Origin of the sequence: Cupriavidus sp. USMAA2-4 (genome assembly GCF_001854305.1) — a bacterium.
GTDB lineage: Bacteria > Pseudomonadota > Gammaproteobacteria > Burkholderiales > Burkholderiaceae > Cupriavidus > Cupriavidus malaysiensis.
Map to the genome: position 1 here is coordinate 2,206,883 of NZ_CP017748.1, position 15,172 is coordinate 2,222,054.

17 protein-coding genes are annotated in these 15,172 nt (G+C 69.1%); 3 read left to right on the forward strand and 14 right to left on the reverse strand.

What is annotated here, in order from left to right:
* Window positions 1-84: 84 nt before the first annotated feature.
* On the reverse strand, window positions 85-1,881 hold the full coding sequence (gene argS / locus BKK79_RS09750) for an arginine--tRNA ligase (RefSeq protein ID WP_071037605.1): 1,797 nt from the start codon (window positions 1,879-1,881) through the stop codon (window positions 85-87).
* Between the two features lie 171 nt (window positions 1,882-2,052).
* Between argS and BKK79_RS09755 the strand changes: the two genes are divergently transcribed.
* Window positions 2,053-2,370: a DUF1840 domain-containing protein gene (locus BKK79_RS09755; RefSeq protein WP_071010722.1), complete on the forward strand. Its 318-nt coding sequence runs from the start codon at window positions 2,053-2,055 to the stop codon at window positions 2,368-2,370.
* Between the two features lie 22 nt (window positions 2,371-2,392).
* On the opposite strand, the gene BKK79_RS09760 is transcribed toward BKK79_RS09755, so the two are convergent.
* The 3 genes from BKK79_RS09760 to BKK79_RS09770 are packed head-to-tail and all read right to left on the reverse strand — an operon-like array spanning window position 2,393 to window position 3,289.
* Window positions 2,393-2,809 carry a hypothetical protein gene (locus tag BKK79_RS09760; RefSeq protein WP_071037606.1) on the reverse strand — a complete coding sequence of 139 codons (417 nt, stop codon included), beginning with the start codon at window positions 2,807-2,809 and terminating at the stop codon, window positions 2,393-2,395.
* 54 nt (window positions 2,810-2,863) lie between these two features.
* Window positions 2,864-3,025 (reverse strand): DUF1328 domain-containing protein, encoded by a 162-nt coding sequence (locus BKK79_RS09765; RefSeq protein ID WP_071010720.1) that lies wholly within the window; start codon window positions 3,023-3,025, stop codon window positions 2,864-2,866.
* Window positions 3,026-3,070: 45 nt separating this feature from the next.
* Window positions 3,071-3,289, reverse strand: a complete 219-nt coding sequence (locus BKK79_RS09770) for a DUF1328 family protein (RefSeq protein WP_418235877.1) — start codon at window positions 3,287-3,289, stop codon at window positions 3,071-3,073.
* A 301-nt stretch (window positions 3,290-3,590) separates the two neighbouring features.
* On the opposite strand from BKK79_RS09770, the gene BKK79_RS09775 reads away from it, so the two are divergent.
* Entirely contained in the window at window positions 3,591-5,060 is a 1,470-nt protein-coding gene (locus BKK79_RS09775; RefSeq protein ID WP_083383914.1) for a CHASE3 domain-containing protein, read from the forward strand.
* 68 nt (window positions 5,061-5,128) lie between these two features.
* On the opposite strand, the gene BKK79_RS09780 is transcribed toward BKK79_RS09775, so the two are convergent.
* The 6 genes from BKK79_RS09780 to BKK79_RS09805 all read right to left on the reverse strand — a co-directional run bounded on the left by BKK79_RS09780 (window position 5,129) and on the right by BKK79_RS09805 (window position 11,212).
* Entirely contained in the window at window positions 5,129-5,272 is a 144-nt protein-coding gene (locus tag BKK79_RS09780) for an entericidin A/B family lipoprotein (RefSeq protein ID WP_071010719.1), read from the reverse strand.
* 75 nt (window positions 5,273-5,347) lie between these two features.
* The gene (locus BKK79_RS09785; protein WP_071010718.1) at window positions 5,348-5,770 is read right to left on the reverse strand and encodes a response regulator; all 423 of its coding nucleotides are present in this window, start codon (window positions 5,768-5,770) and stop codon (window positions 5,348-5,350) included.
* Window positions 5,771-5,854: 84 nt separating this feature from the next.
* Window positions 5,855-6,487 (reverse strand): response regulator, encoded by a 633-nt coding sequence (locus BKK79_RS09790; RefSeq protein ID WP_071037607.1) that lies wholly within the window; start codon window positions 6,485-6,487, stop codon window positions 5,855-5,857.
* 267 nt (window positions 6,488-6,754) lie between these two features.
* The gene (locus BKK79_RS09795; RefSeq protein ID WP_071037608.1) at window positions 6,755-7,063 is read right to left on the reverse strand and encodes a hypothetical protein; all 309 of its coding nucleotides are present in this window, start codon (window positions 7,061-7,063) and stop codon (window positions 6,755-6,757) included.
* 227 nt (window positions 7,064-7,290) lie between these two features.
* Window positions 7,291-10,038: a methionine synthase gene (gene metH / locus BKK79_RS09800; protein ID WP_083383913.1), complete on the reverse strand. Its 2,748-nt coding sequence runs from the start codon at window positions 10,036-10,038 to the stop codon at window positions 7,291-7,293.
* Between the two features lie 76 nt (window positions 10,039-10,114).
* Window positions 10,115-11,212, reverse strand: coding sequence for a homocysteine S-methyltransferase family protein (locus tag BKK79_RS09805; RefSeq protein ID WP_071010715.1), 1,098 nt, complete (start codon window positions 11,210-11,212; stop codon window positions 10,115-10,117).
* Window positions 11,213-11,361: 149 nt separating this feature from the next.
* On the opposite strand from BKK79_RS09805, the gene BKK79_RS09810 reads away from it, so the two are divergent.
* Window positions 11,362-11,754 (forward strand): rhodanese-like domain-containing protein, encoded by a 393-nt coding sequence (locus tag BKK79_RS09810; protein ID WP_071010714.1) that lies wholly within the window; start codon window positions 11,362-11,364, stop codon window positions 11,752-11,754.
* 132 nt (window positions 11,755-11,886) lie between these two features.
* On the opposite strand, the gene BKK79_RS09815 is transcribed toward BKK79_RS09810, so the two are convergent.
* From BKK79_RS09815 to BKK79_RS09830, 4 genes are all read right to left on the reverse strand, one after another.
* Window positions 11,887-12,144 carry a BTH_I0359 family protein gene (locus tag BKK79_RS09815; RefSeq protein ID WP_071010713.1) on the reverse strand — a complete coding sequence of 86 codons (258 nt, stop codon included), beginning with the start codon at window positions 12,142-12,144 and terminating at the stop codon, window positions 11,887-11,889.
* 218 nt (window positions 12,145-12,362) lie between these two features.
* Window positions 12,363-13,205, reverse strand: a complete 843-nt coding sequence (locus tag BKK79_RS09820; RefSeq protein WP_071010712.1) for an alpha/beta fold hydrolase — start codon at window positions 13,203-13,205, stop codon at window positions 12,363-12,365.
* A gap of 64 nt (window positions 13,206-13,269) precedes the next feature.
* Window positions 13,270-14,283, reverse strand: coding sequence for a DUF3108 domain-containing protein (locus BKK79_RS09825; RefSeq protein WP_232346307.1), 1,014 nt, complete (start codon window positions 14,281-14,283; stop codon window positions 13,270-13,272).
* Window positions 14,284-14,317: 34 nt separating this feature from the next.
* A complete protein-coding gene (locus BKK79_RS09830; protein WP_071010710.1) occupies window positions 14,318-15,151 on the reverse strand; it encodes an IclR family transcriptional regulator in 834 nt (277 codons plus the stop codon).
* Window positions 15,152-15,172: the final 21 nt, after the last annotated feature.

Genomic DNA, 15,172 nt, shown 5'->3' on the forward strand with positions numbered 1-15,172 from the left:
TGTTGCCGGGATTATAGAGCCACTCCGGCAGCAGGCATCATGACAGATCGTTACCGGCCGCGCTGCCCCGCGCGGCGCGGCGCCTTACATGCGGCGCGGGGCGGAGACGCCGATCACCGCCAGGCCGTTGCGCAGCACCTGGCGGGTGGCCGCCAGCAGGGCCAGGCGGGCACGCTTGACCGCTTCGTCGTCGACCAGCACGCGGTCGGCGTTGTAGAAGGCGTGGAAGTCGCCGGCCAGGTCGCGCAGGTAGAAGGCGACCGCATGCGGCGCCAGCTCGCCGGCGGCGGCGGCCAGCATGTCGGGGAACTCGGCCAGGCGCCGGCCCAGCGCGAGCGCCTGCGGACCGGCGTCGGCGCCGGTCACGGCGGCCAGTTCGTCGTCGCTCAGGCGCGCCAGCTCGACCAGGCGCGCCTCCCAGTCGGCACCGGCCCACGACTCGAAGATCGAGCAGATGCGGGCATGTGCGTACTGCACGTAGTACACCGGGTTCTCGTCGTTCTGCTTGAGCGCCAGGTCGATGTCGAAGACGAACTCGGTATCGGCCTTGCGCGACAGCAGGAAGAAGCGCACCGCGTCGCGCCCGCGCGCGAAGTGGGCCGGCCACTCCGCCACGCCGGCGTCCAGGCAGCCGCGGATGGTCTCGTCGCCGCCGTTGCTCCACTCGATCAGGTCGCGCACGGTCACGTAGGAGCCGGCACGCTTGGAGATCTTGACCTCCTGGCCGTCCTTCATCACGGTGACCATCTTGTGCAGCACGTAGTCGGGGTAGCCCTTGGGGATGCCGATGTCCAGCCCCTGCAGGCCGGCGCGCACGCGGGCGATGGTGCCGTGGTGGTCGCTGCCCTGCACGTTGATGACCTTGGTGAAGCCACGCTCCCACTTGGTGGTGTGGTAGGCCACGTCGGGCACGAAATAGGTGTAGGTACCGTCGCTCTTCTTCATCACGCGGTCCTTGTCATCACCGTCGTCCGTGGTACGCAGCCACAGCGCGCCTTCGCTCTCGTAGGTCTTGCCCTTGGCCACCAGCGACTGCACCGCGGCCTCGACGCGGCCGTCGCTGTACAGCGACGACTCGAGGTAGTAGCGGTCGAAGCGCACGCCGAAGGCCTGCAGATCGATGTCCTGCTCGTTGCGCAGGTAGGTGACGGCGAAGCGGCGGATCGACTCCATGTCCTCGACGTTGCCCGAGGCGGTGACCGGCTCGCCATCCGAGGCGCTGACGGTCCTGCCGGCCAGGAAATCGGCGGCGATGTCGGCGATGTAGTCGCCGTTGTAAGCGGCCTCGGGCCAGGCTGCGTCGCCCGGCTTGTGGCCACGCGCGCGCGCCTGCACCGACACGGCCAGGTTCTGGATCTGCACGCCGGCGTCGTTATAGTAGAACTCGCGGTGCACGGCATAGCCCTGCCATGCCAGCAGGTTGGCCAGCGCGTCGCCGAGTGCCGCCTGGCGGCCGTGGCCCACGTGCAGCGGCCCGGTCGGGTTGGCCGAGACGAACTCGACCAGCACCTGGCCGTTGACGCCACGCATCTGCGCGCCGTAGTGGTCGCCCTCGTCCAGCACCGCGCGCAGCACCGCGGCCTTGGCGGCGGGCGCCAGGCGCAGGTTGATGAAGCCGGGGCCGGCGATCTCCATCGCCGCGACCAGGCCGGCCGCGCGCGGGTCGGCCTGCACGGCCTCGACCAGGCGCTGGGCCAGCTCGCGCGGGTTGGTCTTCAGCGTGCGCGCCACCTGCATGGCGAGGTTGCAGGCCAGGTCGCCATGCGCGGCCGCCTTGGGCCGTTCGAAGGCGACGGCCGGCAGGACGGTGTCGGCCGGCGCGAGCGCGCGCACGGCATCGGTGAACGCGGCGGCGAGAGTGGAGGTCTGAACAGGCAGCATGGGTGTCTTGGCCCTGGGCGGCACCACTCGGCAAGTGGACGCCGCGTCGCGTGGCAGGTTTCGAATTGCGGAACGCGGAATTTTATCAGGTGCTATGCTGACACCATGCTCCGGCCGTCGCAGCCATCCCGGCCGCACTTCCGGGGCGCCTCCCCCAGGAAAGGAAACATCATGCTGATCACCTTCAAATCCCACGCGGCACAGGACCTGATCATGATGAAGGACCTGGCCATCACCCTGCTGGGCATCATCGGCAAACAGCTCGGGGAACGCGGGGTGATCACCAGCGAAGAGATGCCGCGCGCCATCCAGAAGCTGGAAGCCGCCGTCAGCGACGCCAAGCGCGCGCATCCGGCGGAGTCGGCCGTCCATCCCGGGCAGGAAGAGGATCAGGACGAACCCCTGCACCTGGGCCAGCGCGCCTTCCCCTTCCTCGACATGCTGCGCGCCTCCCAGCGCGAAGGCGCGGATGTCATGTGGGGCGTCTAGCGCAGGCGCCGGCGCGCGTGGCTCAGTCGCGCCGGCCTGACCACAGCAGCAGCATCGCGCAGGCCCCTGCCAGCGCAGCCACCCCCAGCGCCGTCCACGGCGCGGTGGCGACCCGCTGCTCCACCCCGGCGATCGAATCATTCACCCGCGCGCCGGCCAGCCGCGCGCCTTCGCGCACCTGGCCGCCCAGCTGCCCGGCCAGTGCGCTCGCGCGCGCCTGCAGCCGCGCGCGGCTCTGCGCGGCCTCGGCCGAGCCCTCGCTGGCCATCACGGCGATCGTGCGCTCGAGCTGGGCCAGCAGATCGCGGGCCTGTTCGGAGACCGGCTGCGCGGCGGCGCGGGCCTCGCGCGCCGCCCGGCGCACTTCGCGCGCGGTGTCCTGCGCGCTGTCGGCCAGGTGTCGGACTTCCTTGCGGATCTCTGGGTGTCGGTTCAGCATGTCGACCTCGTTTGGTGGCAGGAAGAAAAAGGCAGGCGAAGCGCGCCGCCGTCCTCAGTGGCTCACCAGGCCGAGCACGAGGGTGACGGCTGCGACCACCAGGAACACGAAGAACAGGATCTTGGCGATCTCGACGGCGCCCGCGGCGATGCCGCCGAAGCCGAACAGGGCCGCGACCAGTGCGATGACGAAGAAGACGACGGCGTAGTGCAGCATGGTTGGACTCCCTGCAGTTGAGCGTGGACGCCTGCGCGGCCCGCGCTATTTCAGCGCCCTGAAGACCGTGACCCCGAGCAGCTGGCACACCGCGAACAGCACCAGGAAGATGAGGCAGAGCAACTTGGCAATGCCCGCCGCGCCGGCCGCGATGCCGCTGCTGCCGAGCAGGCCTGCCAGCAGCGAAGCCAGCGCAAAGACGAGCGCCCGCTTCCGCATCGTCGCCTCCTGTGCCAGGATGAAGCGCGCCGCCGGGATGGCCACGCGTATGAGGCTACTGTAGAGAGAGCGGCCGGCCGCCGGCAGCGCCCCGGCACCGATTCGCGCGTCAGTGGAGTCCTACGCCGTCAAAGGAGCCCTGCACCAAGCAAGCCTTGCGGCAAGATGCGGGCAAACGATCACGAATTGACCATCTACCGTCAATGTGATCCCATCGACGCAACCGGGCCCTGGCCATCCCCGCTGCGCGCAGACGCCGGGGCGCCTGGCAAGGCCGGCGGCCGCCAACCAGGCGCGGCGGCGGGCGGCACGTCCGCGCCGCGGCGCCAGCCAACGGGAAGCCATCATGTTCAAGTCCTCATCGCTGCGCTCCACCCTGCTGCTGGCCGGAGGCATCCTGCTGACGGTGATCGTGCTGATCACTTCCGAAACCGGCAACCAGCGGCTGCGCGACGGCTATACCCAGGTGATCCGCTCGCAGCAGGTGCAGCGCGACATCAGCACGCTGCTCGGTGAACTGGTCAATGCCGAGGCGGGCCAGCGCGGCTACCTGCTGACCGGCAAGGAAGGCTATCTCGACCCCTACTATCGCGCCCTGCCGCACATCACCCAGCTGATGGCGCAGATCCGCGCTCACTATGCCGACGACCCCGAGGCGCTCAAGCAGTTCGGCGAGACCTCGCAACTGATCGGCCGCAAGCTCAACGAGATGGACCTCACCCTGGTCTATGGCAAGCGTGACGTCAGCGTGGCGCTGGACCTGATCCGCACCGACTTCGGCAAGCAGACCATGGACAATGCGCGGCGCGGGCTGGAGAAGCTGCTGGCGCGCGAGGCCGCCTCGGTCTCGCACAGCCTCGAGGGCGCGGACCGCGACCTCGGCATGGCGCGCCTGGGCGTCGGCCTGCTGACCGCCACCAATATCGTGCTGCTGGTGGTATTGGGCTTGCGTCATGCGCGCCGGCTGGCGGCGGCCGAGGCCGAGCGCAGCGAGCTGGAAGTGGAAAGCGCGCGCCTGGAGCACATGGTGCGCGCGCGCACGCGACAGCTCTCGGCGCTGGCGACCCACCTTCAGCGCGTGACCGAAGACGAAAAGACGCGCCTGGCGCGCGAATTGCACGATGAACTCGGCGCCATCCTCACCGCCATCAAGCTCGACCTGCACTGGGTGCGCCAGCGCACCCGCGAGGCGGTGCCGGAAGTCCAGGAAAAGCTCGGGCGCGTGATGCTGCACGTGGACCAGGGCATCCAGATCAAGCGTCGCCTGATCGAGGACCTGCGGCCCACCATCCTGCTCAACCTGGGATTGAAGGAGGCCATCGGACAACTGGCCGAGGAAGTCGGCACGCGCAACCAATGGCAGACCCGGGTGGATATTCCCGACGACCTGCCGGCGCTGCGCGAAGAGGCCGCCATCGCGCTGTTCCGCATCGTGCAGGAATCATTGACCAATGCCAGCAAGTATGCGCACGCCCGCCACGTGGAAATCGCCATGCACCGGCACGGCGAACTGCTGACACTGGTCGTGCGCGACGATGGGCGCGGCCTGCCGGAAGACTTCGAAGCGCGCCGCACCGCCGGCCACCATGGCATGCTCGGCATGGAACAGCGCGTGGCGGCACTGGGCGGCAACCTGCGCGTGGAGTCGCCGCCGGGTGCCGGGGTCTGCGTCCGGCTGGAGGTGCCGCTAACCGATGCCGTCGTGGCTCCCCCCGAGACCGAGGAGGCCGGGGAAAGCGAAGACGAGGGCCAACGCGAGGGGCAGGGCGATGTCGGCACCGCGGGCAACGCCGGCCGGAACACCGGAGCGCCGTGACGGGCGCCGACGCGTACCTGCATGCGGGCCCGCACCGACGCACCCGGTGGCATCAAGGCATCAAGGCATCACATCTTCTGCTTCACATCGTGGGCGGCATCCTCCATCTTCTCGCCGCCGCGCTGGATATCCTTGCCCGCTCCCGCCATGGTGTTGCAGCCGGTCAGCACGACCACGCCCGCCAGGGCAAACCAAGCCAGTACTTTTCTCATGGTCCCTCCTTGCTGTGATGCGGCGGCTCCTGCCGCCGTCCTGGATACGACTGCCCGATGCGGCGCCGCGGCCGGTCAGGATGGGTCGCCGGCAGCCCGGCTGCCGGCGTATTCCTCGATGACGCGAAACACTTCTTCCATTTCGAGCGATTTGTCGAAGAAATAGTCCGCGCCCGCGTCGGCACACTGGCGCCGGTAGGCCGGCACCTGCGCGTGGTTGGTGTAGACGATGCGGATGCCAGGCGCGCGCGCGCGCTGCATGGCGCGCAGCACATTGACACCGTTGCCCTGGCGCAGCTGCAGGTCGATGATCGCCACCTGATAGCCGCCGGCGGCGAACATGCTGATGCCGAGATGTTCCGTGTCGGCCCAGTCCACCCGTTCGACATAGGGCATCGCCTGCAGATATTCGAGCAACATCTCCCTGATCATCGCCGAGTCCTCGATCAGCAGGACGCGCAGCGGCGGGAAGGCGGGAACTGTGGCTCGATCAGGCATGGTTGGATGATAGGCAGGGATGCGGCGGGTCACTATCGGCGCGCGTCCTACATGGCGGACGAGGCGTGCCGGGGGCCGCGCCGGCTACTCCACCAGGCCGTTCTTGATCGCGTAGTAGGTCAGGTCGGCATTGGTCTTCATGCCCATCTTCTCGAGGATGCGCGAGCGATAAGTGCTGACCGTCTTCACGCTCAGGAACAGTTCGTCGGCGATCACCGACACGGTCTGCCCGCGCGACAGCTTGCAGAAGATCTGGAACTCGCGCTCGGACAGCGACTGGTGCATCGACAGCTCGGTCGGCTTGCCGAGGCCGCCGATCAGCAGCTCGGCCACTGCGGCACTGACGTAGCGCCGGCCCTGTACCACGGTGCGGATGGCCTTGACCAGTTCGTCCGCGGCGCTCTCCTTGGTCAGGTAGCCGGAGGCGCCGACGCGGATCAGGTTGATCGCGTACTGGTCTTCCGGGTAGGTCGACAGGATCAGCACCGGCAGGTCGGCAAAACGCTGGCGCAGCAGCTTGAGCACGTCGATGCCGTTGCGCTGCGGCATGGAGATGTCGAGCACGACGACATCGAACTCGGCATTGCGCAGCAGGGCCATCACTTCATCGCCGCTGCCGGCCTCGCCGGTCACCTGGATGTCGGGCTCATCGGCAATGAACTGGCGCAGCCCGGCGCGCACGATCTCGTGATCGTCGGCGATCAGGACGCGGATCATGGTTGCCTCCGTCTGATGTGGTTGCCCCCTGGCCCGCGAGGCGGCGCGACGGCAAAGCGACTCGGCCCTCGCCCGGGGGCAAACTGCATTGTAGTGCGGCTGCCGGCGCGGCTCTGTCGGTGTCAGGCTGACACCGACAGAGCCGCGCCGCACGGCAGGTCCGCCAGCAAGAAAAAAGGGACGGCGCTGCCGTCCCCTTCTTCTCCCACCTCGCGCGCGGCGCCTGCTGGCGCCGGCACGACACACGGGCGGCGCGCGCCCGCCGGCTTACTGCAGCTTGGTGCCGGCATCGACCTTGGCGTCGCCCAGGGCTTCGCTCTTGGCCTCGGCCTTGGCACCGGCCTTCGCTTCGTGTGCCTTGTGCGTCTTCGCATGCTTGGCCTTGGCGGCCGGCTTCGCCTGAGCAACCTCGGGCGCCTGCGCGGCCTGGCCCTGCTGGTCGGCGGCGGCGGCCACGGCGGGCTTGGCCGCCGCGTTCAGGCCGGCCTCGGCCTGGGCGCCGGCGCCCTGGGCCATGGCCAGCGAGGTGGCGGCAGCGATCGACAGGGCGGACAGGGAGAGCAGCAGCTTTTTCATCGGAAGACTCCTTTCGGTCTACACCGCGGGAGAGATTCGCCGCGGCTTGCTTGGAAACGAGCCCTCAGTCTAGGGACGCGCCGGGCGGCGGTCTGTGAGCAGTTGTAATGCTGTGTAAGGAGTGGTGAGGGGCCCGTGCGCATGGCGCACCCGCCGCTTCGCGCGTTTTCCCCGCGCATTCAAGGGGCTGCGCGTGCCGACGGCGCCGCACGGCCCCTTGCATGCGGTTACAGGTTGGGCGCGAGCGCGCGCTCGAGCACAGCGCGTTCCTCGCCGCGCCGCGCCACCATGTCGTCGAGCTGGTCCTGGCCGATCTTGCCCACTGAGAAGTAGGTCGACTCCGGATGCGCGAGGTAGAAGCCGCTGACCGACGCCGCCGGCGTCATCGCCAGCGCCTCGGTCAGGCCCATGCCGATGTCGCCGGCATCGAGCAGCGAGAACATCGGGCCCTTGACGGTGTGCTCCGGGCAGGCCGGATAGCCCGGAGCCGGACGGATGCCGCGGTAGGACTCGGCGATCAACTGCTCGTTGCTCAAGGTTTCCTGCGCGGCATAGCCCCACAGGTCGCGGCGCACGCGCTCGTGCAGGCATTCGGCGAAGGCTTCGGCGAAGCGGTCGGCCAGTGCCTTGAGCATGATGGCGCTGTAGTCGTCGTGGTCGGCCTCGAACTGCGCCTCCTTCTTGTCCACGCCGATGCCGGCGGTGACGGCGAACAGGCCGATGTAGTCGGCGATGCCGCTGGACTTGGGCGCGACGAAGTCGGCCAGGCAGCGGTTGGGGCGGCGCACGCCATCCACCACCGGACGCTCGCTCTGCTGGCGCAGGTTGTGCCAGGTCAGCGCGACCTGGCTGCGGCTCTCGTCGGTATAGATCTCGATATCGTCGTCGTTGACCGTGTTGGCCGGCAGCAGCGCGATCACGCCGTTGGCGCTCAGCCAGCGGCCCTGGATCAGGCGCGCCAGCATGGCCTTGCCGTCCGAGTACACGCGCCGCGCCGACTCGCCGACGATCTCGTCGTTGAGGATATCGGGGAAACGGCCGGCCAGGTCCCAGGTCTGGAAGAAGGGGCCCCAGTCGATGTAGTTGGCCAGCTCGGCCAGGTCGTAGTTGCGGAACACGCGCCGGCCCACGAACTTGGGCTTGGGCGGCACGTAGGCGCTCCAGTCGAGCGGAGTCTTGTTGGCGCGCGCCTCGGCCAGCGTCACCATCGGCGTGGCCTTCTTGTTGGCGTGCTGGGCGCGGATGCGGTCGTAGTCGGACTTCAGCTCGTCGAGGTACCTGGCAGCCCCCTCGTCGGACAGCAGGCTGGAGGCCACGCTGACCGAGCGCGAGGCATCCGGCACGTAGACCACCGGCCCTTCGTAGTTGGGCGCGATCTTGACCGCGGTGTGCACGCGCGAGGTGGTGGCGCCGCCGATCAGCAGCGGGATCTTCTTCAGGCGGAAGTAGTCGTCGCGCTGCATCTCCGCGGCAACATAGGCCATCTCCTCCAGCGAGGGCGTGATCAGGCCCGACAGGCCGACGATGTCCGCGCCCTCGGCCTTGGCCTTGGCCAGGATCTCGTTGCACGGGACCATCACGCCCATGTTGACCACTTCGAAGTTGTTGCACTGAAGCACCACCGACACGATGTTCTTGCCGATGTCGTGCACGTCGCCCTTGACGGTGGCGATGACGATCTTGCCGCGTGCCCTGACGTCGCCGCCGGCCTCGGCCAGCAGGCGCTTCTCTTCCTCGATGAAGGGCAGCAGGTGAGCCACCGCCTGCTTCATCACGCGCGCGCTCTTGACCACCTGCGGCAGGAACATCTTGCCGGCGCCGAACAGGTCGCCGACGACGTTCATGCCGTCCATCAGCGGGCCCTCGATCACCTCGATCGGGCGGCCGCCGCGCGCGGCGATCTGCTGGCGCGCTTCCTCGGTGTCCTCGACGATGAAGGTGGTGATGCCGTGCACCAGCGCGTGCGCGAGACGCTCGGCCACGGCCACCGGCGCTTCCGGCGTGCCGCGCCAGGCCAGGTTCTCTTCCTTGCGGGCGCCGCCGCCCTTGAAGCGGTCGGCGATCTCCAGCAGGCGGTCGGTGGCGTCCTCGCGGCGGTTCAGCACCACGTCTTCCACACGCTCGCGCAGCTCGGCATCGAGCTGGTCATAGACGCCGAGCTGGCCGGCGTTGACGATGCCCATGTCCATGCCGGCGGCGATGGCGTGGTAGAGGAAGACCGTGTGGATCGCTTCGCGCACGGCGTCGTTGCCGCGGAAGGAGAACGACACGTTGGACACGCCGCCGCTGACCTTCGCGTAGGGCAGGTTCTGCTTGATCCAGCGCGTGGCCTCGATGAAGTCCACCGCGTAGTTGTTGTGTTCCTCGATGCCGGTGGCGACCGCGAAGATGTTCGGGTCGAAGATGATGTCCTCGGGCGGGAAGCCGACCTCGTTGACCAGGATGTCGTAGCTGCGCTTGCAGATCTCGGTCTTGCGCGCGAAGGTGTCGGCCTGGCCCTGCTCGTCGAAGGCCATCACCACCGAGGCGGCGCCATAGCGGCGGATCAGCGCCGCATGGTGGCGGAACTGCTCCTCGCCCTCCTTCAGCGAAATCGAGTTCACCACCGCCTTGCCCTGCACGCACTGCAGCCCGGCTTCGATCACCTCCCACTTGGAGGAGTCGATCATGATGGGCACGCGCGCGATATCGGGCTCGGAGGCGATCAGGTTCAGGAAGCGCACCATCGCCGCCTTGGAGTCGAGCATGGCCTCGTCCATGTTGATGTCGATGACCTGGGCGCCGTTCTCGACCTGCTGGCGGGCCACGGCCAGCGCCTCGTCGAACTGGCCGTTCAGGATCATGCGGGCGAAGGCCTTGGAACCGGTCACGTTGGTGCGTTCGCCGACGTTGACGAACAGCGTGCCCTCGTCGATCGTGAAGGGCTCGAGGCCCGAGAGGCGCATCGGGCGCGGCGGCAGCTTGGCGGTGGTCATAGCGTTGTCTTGGAATGCGGGAGGCGCGGGCGGCCTGGTGTATTCGGGATGCGCGGGACGGGCGTCGCAGCGACGCTCAGGCGGCGTCGCGCTGGTCGGCGTCGCGGTACTGGCCGGGCCAGGCGCGCGGCGCCCTGCCGGCCACGCGCTGCGCGATGGCGGCGATGTGCTCGGGCGTGGTGCCGCAGCAGCCGCCCACCAGGTTGACCAGGCCGGACGCGGCGAACTCGTCGACCAGGGCCGAAGTGACGTCGGGCGTCTCGTCGAAGCCGGTGTCGCTCATCGGGTTGGGCAGGCCGGCGTTCGGGTAGCACGAGACGGCCGTATCGCACACCTTGGCCAGCTCGGCGATATAGGGGCGCATCAGCGTGGCGCCGAGCGCGCAGTTCAGCCCGAAGGTGATCGGCCGCGCGTGGCGCAGGCTGTTCCAGAATGCCTCCACGGTCTGGCCGGACAGGATGCGGCCGGAGGCATCGGTCACCGTGCCGGAGATCATCACCGGCACGCGCTCGCCGCTGTCCTCGAACAGCTGGTCGATGGCGAACAACGCCGCCTTGGCGTTCAGGGTGTCGAAAATGGTCTCGACCAGGAACACGTCGGCGCCGCCCTCCAGCAGGGCCTTGCCCTGTTCGTAGTAGGACGCGCGCAGCTCCTCGAAAGTGACATTGCGCGCACCCGGATCATTGACGTCGGGCGAGATGCTGGCGGTCTTGGGCGTCGGGCCGAAGGCACCGGCGACAAAGCGCGGCTTGTCCGGCGTGCTGTACTTGTCGCAGGCCGCGCGCGCCAGGCGTGCCGCCTCGACGTTCATCTCGTAGGCCAGCTCGGCCATCTTGTAGTCTTCCTGCGCCACCCGGGTCGCGCCGAAGGTATTGGTCTCGATCAGGTCGGCGCCCGCCGCCAGGTATTGCTCGTGGATCTCGCTGATCACCTGCGGGCGCGTCAGCAGCAGCAGTTCGTTGTTGCCCTTGACGTCGACCGCATGGTCGGCGAAGCGCTCGCCGCGGTACTCGGCCTCGCCCAGCTTGTAGCGCTGGATCATGGTGCCCATGGCGCCGTCCAGGATCAGGATGCGCTCGCGCAGCAGGCGGGGCAGGTCGGCGGCCCGGGTATAGGCGCGCGTGCTGGCGGCACGGTCGGCGGGACGGGCGGCGGAAGGAGAGGGGGCGCTCATGCGGGACTCGTGGCGGGAAGACTGACGGAAAGAGTCGATTTTATCAGTCCCGTCAAGGCCTTGCGGGCCGCCGCCGCGGGTGCGCCGGTTGCCGGCGCGGGCGTCGCGGGCCTACACTGCAATGTGTCGCGCACATCATTCCGGAAACCATGCAACACCTCAGCCCCGCGGACGCCCAGTCCCTGCTGGCGGGCAACCCCGACGCCCTGTTCATCGACTGCCGCAGCGAGATGGAATACCTGTTCGTGGGCCACCCCACGGGCGCCCACAACGTGCCCTGGAACGACGGCCCGGACTGGGAGGTCAACCCGCATTTCGTGCAGGCGGTGAAGAAACTGGCCGGCCACGTGTCGGCCCGCCCGGTGCTGCTGATCTGCCGCAGCGGCAACCGCTCGACGGCCGCGGCGCGCGCGCTGGAGGGCGCCGGCTTCGCCAGCGTCTATAACGTGCTGCACGGCTTCGAGGGCGACCTCGACACCCAGCGCCACCGCAACACGATCAACGGCTGGCGCCACGACGGCCTGCCCTGGGAACAGTACTGATCAGCATGCCCCGGCAGCGCGGGGCGAGACAGCCGGGCCAGCGTCGCCCAGCAAAAAGCCCGCGGCAGGCCGCGGGCTTTTTGCTTCCCCGGGGACAGGCAGCGGCCGCGTCCCCGGCTGCGCGATGCCGGATCAGTGCATGACCAGCGGATGGGTCATCACGGTATCGAACTTGGCGAGAAAATCGTCCACCTCTTCCACCGACGGCTCGCTCTCGATCAGACGTTTCACGTCGGCGCGGAAATGCTCGGCCAGAGAGCCGCCGAGAAAGATCTCGCGTTTCAGGTTCTTGTCGACGATCTCGTAGCCGCCCGAGGCGAGAGGCGCATGCTCGACGTCCGCACCAAACTCGACAACACAATAGTTGTCGCTGTTGTAGATCATTTGCATGGCATACCTCCTGGCGTCTTGTGGGCGGAAGGGGTTCACTGCTGCCGCCAGCGCGAGCCTGGCTACCTTCCGCGATTTCTTCTCCTAACTGGGGATGCCCGCCGGCAATTCAAGTCCAGGGGGCCGGCGCCCTCGCGATCGTTCCATCGCATCCCTCATGCATTGGGCAACGGCGCCGCGTGCAAGTTCTTGAATGCCGCCTCGAAACGCGCGCCGGGTCACGGAATGTCGCATTGCGCGCCGCAGGCGGAATGGCCGAGAAATGCGTCCAGCAGCGCATGAAAGCGCTCGGCGCGCTCGATCGGCGCCAAGTGCGCGGCCTGCGGCAGCACTTCGAGCCGGGCGCCGGGAATCGCCGCGGCCATGGCCCGCGCGCCAGGCAGCGGCGAACCGGCATCCTGGTCACCCACCACCACCAGCGCCGGACATTGGATGCGATGGATGGCGCTCGCCATGTCGAAGGCCAGGATGGCCAGCGCGGCGCCGACGTAGCCGTGCACCGGCGTGTCCAGGATCATGGCCCGGATGCGCTCGCTCTCCTCGGGCTGCGCGGCGCGGAACTCCGGCGTCAGCCAGCGCGCCAGCGTCGCCTCGACCAGGCCCGCCATGCCATGCGCCTCGGCCTGGCCGATGCGCTCGTGCCACATCGGGTGTGCCTCCAGCGGCGTGCGGTCGACCGTGTCGGCCAGCGTCAGCGAGAGCAGGCGCTCCGGATGGCGCACCCCCATCACCTGGCCGATCATGCCGCCCAGGGAAATGCCGACGTAGTGCGCCTGCGGGATCTGGAGGGCATCCATCGCGGCGGCGACATCATCGGCAAGACGCAGCATCGAATAGGCGCCGATCGGCGCGCTGCTGCCGCCGTGGCCGCGCAGGTCGAGGCGCGCCACGCGATAACGCGGCGCCAGGTGGCGGGCGGCAGCGTCCCACAAGGTATGGTTGGCGCCCAGGGCATGGACCATCACGACCCAGGGACCGTCGCTGCCATCGACGCGGACCTGCAACTCGATGTCGTCGACCGGCACGCGGCGCAGCGGCTGGACAGTGGATTCGGCGCTCATGGCAAACCTCCTTGGCATCGATGAATCACGGCGGACGGGCGGCGCCGGAAAACGCGCTGCGGACTCAGGCGCCGCCGGCGGCAGCCTCGCTGCCGCGGTAGATCAGGTCGATCTGTGTGCCGTCCGGCTCGGTCTGGCGCAGCTGGACCGGCATCCAGCCGAGCGGCTCGGCCAGCCAGATCTCGACGCGGCGGCGGTCGTCGGCCCGGCGCGGCAGGCGCACGAAGTGCTTGGCGCGCAGGAAACCCTGGCCGGTTTCGACTTCCTCCTCGCCCACATACTGTACCTGCATCGGCTCGATGTCGCGGGTATCCGCCACCTGGAAGCGCTCGGTGACGCCCGGCACGGCATAGCGCCGGGGATTGCCTCGCACCAGGCCGACCATCTGCAGGAACACGCTGAAGCGGTCCTGCGCACCGGCCGGCAGCGGCACCTGCCGATTGCCGGGGACGAAGGTCACGGTGCCGGCGGCGGGGTCGAACTGCGCGGTTTCCACACGGCCGCGCCGGCTCTCCTCGTAGCGCTGCGGCACCAGTCCGGCCGGCCCCAGCGCCCCGGCGCTGTGGAAAGCGAAACGGAACCACAGCACGCGCGTCTCCACCGCGAGCTGGTAGCGGCCGCCGTCCTGCTGCCAGCGGATCAGGCCGTCCGGGTTGCGCACGCCATTGACATAGCTGGCGTAGTGCAGCGTGACCGGGGGCGGCACGACGTAGTGCACCGCAGGCGCCGGCGGTGCCGGGGGGGTGGGCTCGGCGGCCTCGGTAGCGGCCGGCGCGGTGCCGCTGGTGCCGCCGGCGCTGGCCGTCTCGGTCTCACCCGCGGGCACCGTGGCCACGGGCGGCGCGGGCGCCGCCTCGGGCGCCTGGCGCGGCACCGGTGCCGGACGCGGCGCCGGCCTGGGCGCGGGCCGGGGGGCAGGCCGCGCGGGCTGCTGCTGGGGCTGCGGCGGCGCGGGCGGCGGCAGCAGGATGGCCTCGAGTGCCGGCACGTCGGTCGCGGGCAATGGAACCAGCGGCCCTGGTATGTGGACCAGGCCGAGCAGCACCAGCGCGTGCGCGGCCAGCACCAGCACGAGCACCGCCACCCAGCGCAGCCGGCGCCGGGGGAAACCGTCAGGAGTGGCCGTCTTGCCCGGCCCGGGCGTCTGCGCCAAGGTAGCCAAGTTCCGAGGAAAGCTGGCTGGCGATCGCGCGCACGCGGCGATCGACCGCCCCGCCCCAGTCGGCGTCGAACACGCTTTGCGCGCCCAGCGCGATCAGGGCCATGGCGACATGGCCGTTGGCGTCGAACACCGGCATCGAAAAGGCATTGATGCCCGGCAGCACGCCACCGCGGGTCAGCGCCGCGCCGTGCTCGCGCACCTCGCTGCAGATCGCCTCGTAGGCAGCCATCGTGCGCGGCATGTCGGGGATATCGTCCTGCCCGCGCGCGGCCAGTTCCCGTTCGACCAGCGGCAGCGTCTGTTGTTTCGGCAGGAAGGCGCCGAACAGGCGCCCGGTGGCCGAGTTGAGCATAGGCATCACATCGCCCAGGCGCAGGCTGACCGTGACCGGATGGCTGGACTCCTCCCAGTGCACGATGGTCGGCCCGTGATTGCCCCAGACCGCGATGCCGACGGTCAGGTCGGTGTCATCGCGCAGCTGGGACAGGATGGGGCGCGCCTTCTTGACCGGGTCGAGCCGGTTCAGCCCGGCCAGCCCCAGCTGCAGGGCGAAGGGCCCGAGGTCGTAGCGCCCGCTGACCGGATCCTGCGCCACCAGGCCGAGGCGCTGGAAGCTGACCAGGTAGCGGTGGGCCTTGGCGGGGTTCATGTCGGCGGCGGCGGCGAGGTCGCGCAGCATCATGGCGCGAGGCGACAAGGCCAGGGCCTGCAGCAGCTTGAACCCGACCTCGATGGACTGGATGCCGGAACGCAGCTTGGAGTCGTCGTCTTCGATTTCACTCATGCGCGCGAGAGTAGCAGAAGA

Excerpts from the sequence above, each read along its gene's own strand:
- BKK79_RS09790 (WP_071037607.1), bottom strand. The coding sequence starts at position 6,487 with ATGATCCGCGTCCTGATCGCCGACGATCACGAGATCGTGCGCGCCGGG.
- BKK79_RS09820 (WP_071010712.1), bottom strand. The coding sequence starts at position 13,205 with ATGAGCGCCGAATCCACTGTCCAGCCGCTGCGCCGCGTGCCGGTCGAC.
- BKK79_RS09760 (WP_071037606.1), bottom strand. The coding sequence starts at position 2,809 with ATGCTGAACCGACACCCAGAGATCCGCAAGGAAGTCCGACACCTGGCC.
- BKK79_RS09815 (WP_071010713.1), bottom strand. The coding sequence starts at position 12,144 with ATGCAAATGATCTACAACAGCGACAACTATTGTGTTGTCGAGTTTGGT.
- BKK79_RS09775 (WP_083383914.1), top strand. The coding sequence starts at position 3,591 with ATGTTCAAGTCCTCATCGCTGCGCTCCACCCTGCTGCTGGCCGGAGGC.
- BKK79_RS09765 (WP_071010720.1), bottom strand. The coding sequence starts at position 3,025 with ATGCTGCACTACGCCGTCGTCTTCTTCGTCATCGCACTGGTCGCGGCC.
- BKK79_RS09780 (WP_071010719.1), bottom strand. The coding sequence starts at position 5,272 with ATGAGAAAAGTACTGGCTTGGTTTGCCCTGGCGGGCGTGGTCGTGCTG.
- BKK79_RS09830 (WP_071010710.1), bottom strand. The coding sequence starts at position 15,151 with ATGAGTGAAATCGAAGACGACGACTCCAAGCTGCGTTCCGGCATCCAG.
- metH (WP_083383913.1), bottom strand. The coding sequence starts at position 10,038 with ATGACCACCGCCAAGCTGCCGCCGCGCCCGATGCGCCTCTCGGGCCTC.
- BKK79_RS09805 (WP_071010715.1), bottom strand. The coding sequence starts at position 11,212 with ATGAGCGCCCCCTCTCCTTCCGCCGCCCGTCCCGCCGACCGTGCCGCC.
- argS (WP_071037605.1), bottom strand. The coding sequence starts at position 1,881 with ATGCTGCCTGTTCAGACCTCCACTCTCGCCGCCGCGTTCACCGATGCC.
- BKK79_RS09785 (WP_071010718.1), bottom strand. The coding sequence starts at position 5,770 with ATGCCTGATCGAGCCACAGTTCCCGCCTTCCCGCCGCTGCGCGTCCTG.
- BKK79_RS09795 (WP_071037608.1), bottom strand. The coding sequence starts at position 7,063 with ATGAAAAAGCTGCTGCTCTCCCTGTCCGCCCTGTCGATCGCTGCCGCC.
- BKK79_RS09810 (WP_071010714.1), top strand. The coding sequence starts at position 11,362 with ATGCAACACCTCAGCCCCGCGGACGCCCAGTCCCTGCTGGCGGGCAAC.
- BKK79_RS09755 (WP_071010722.1), top strand. The coding sequence starts at position 2,053 with ATGCTGATCACCTTCAAATCCCACGCGGCACAGGACCTGATCATGATG.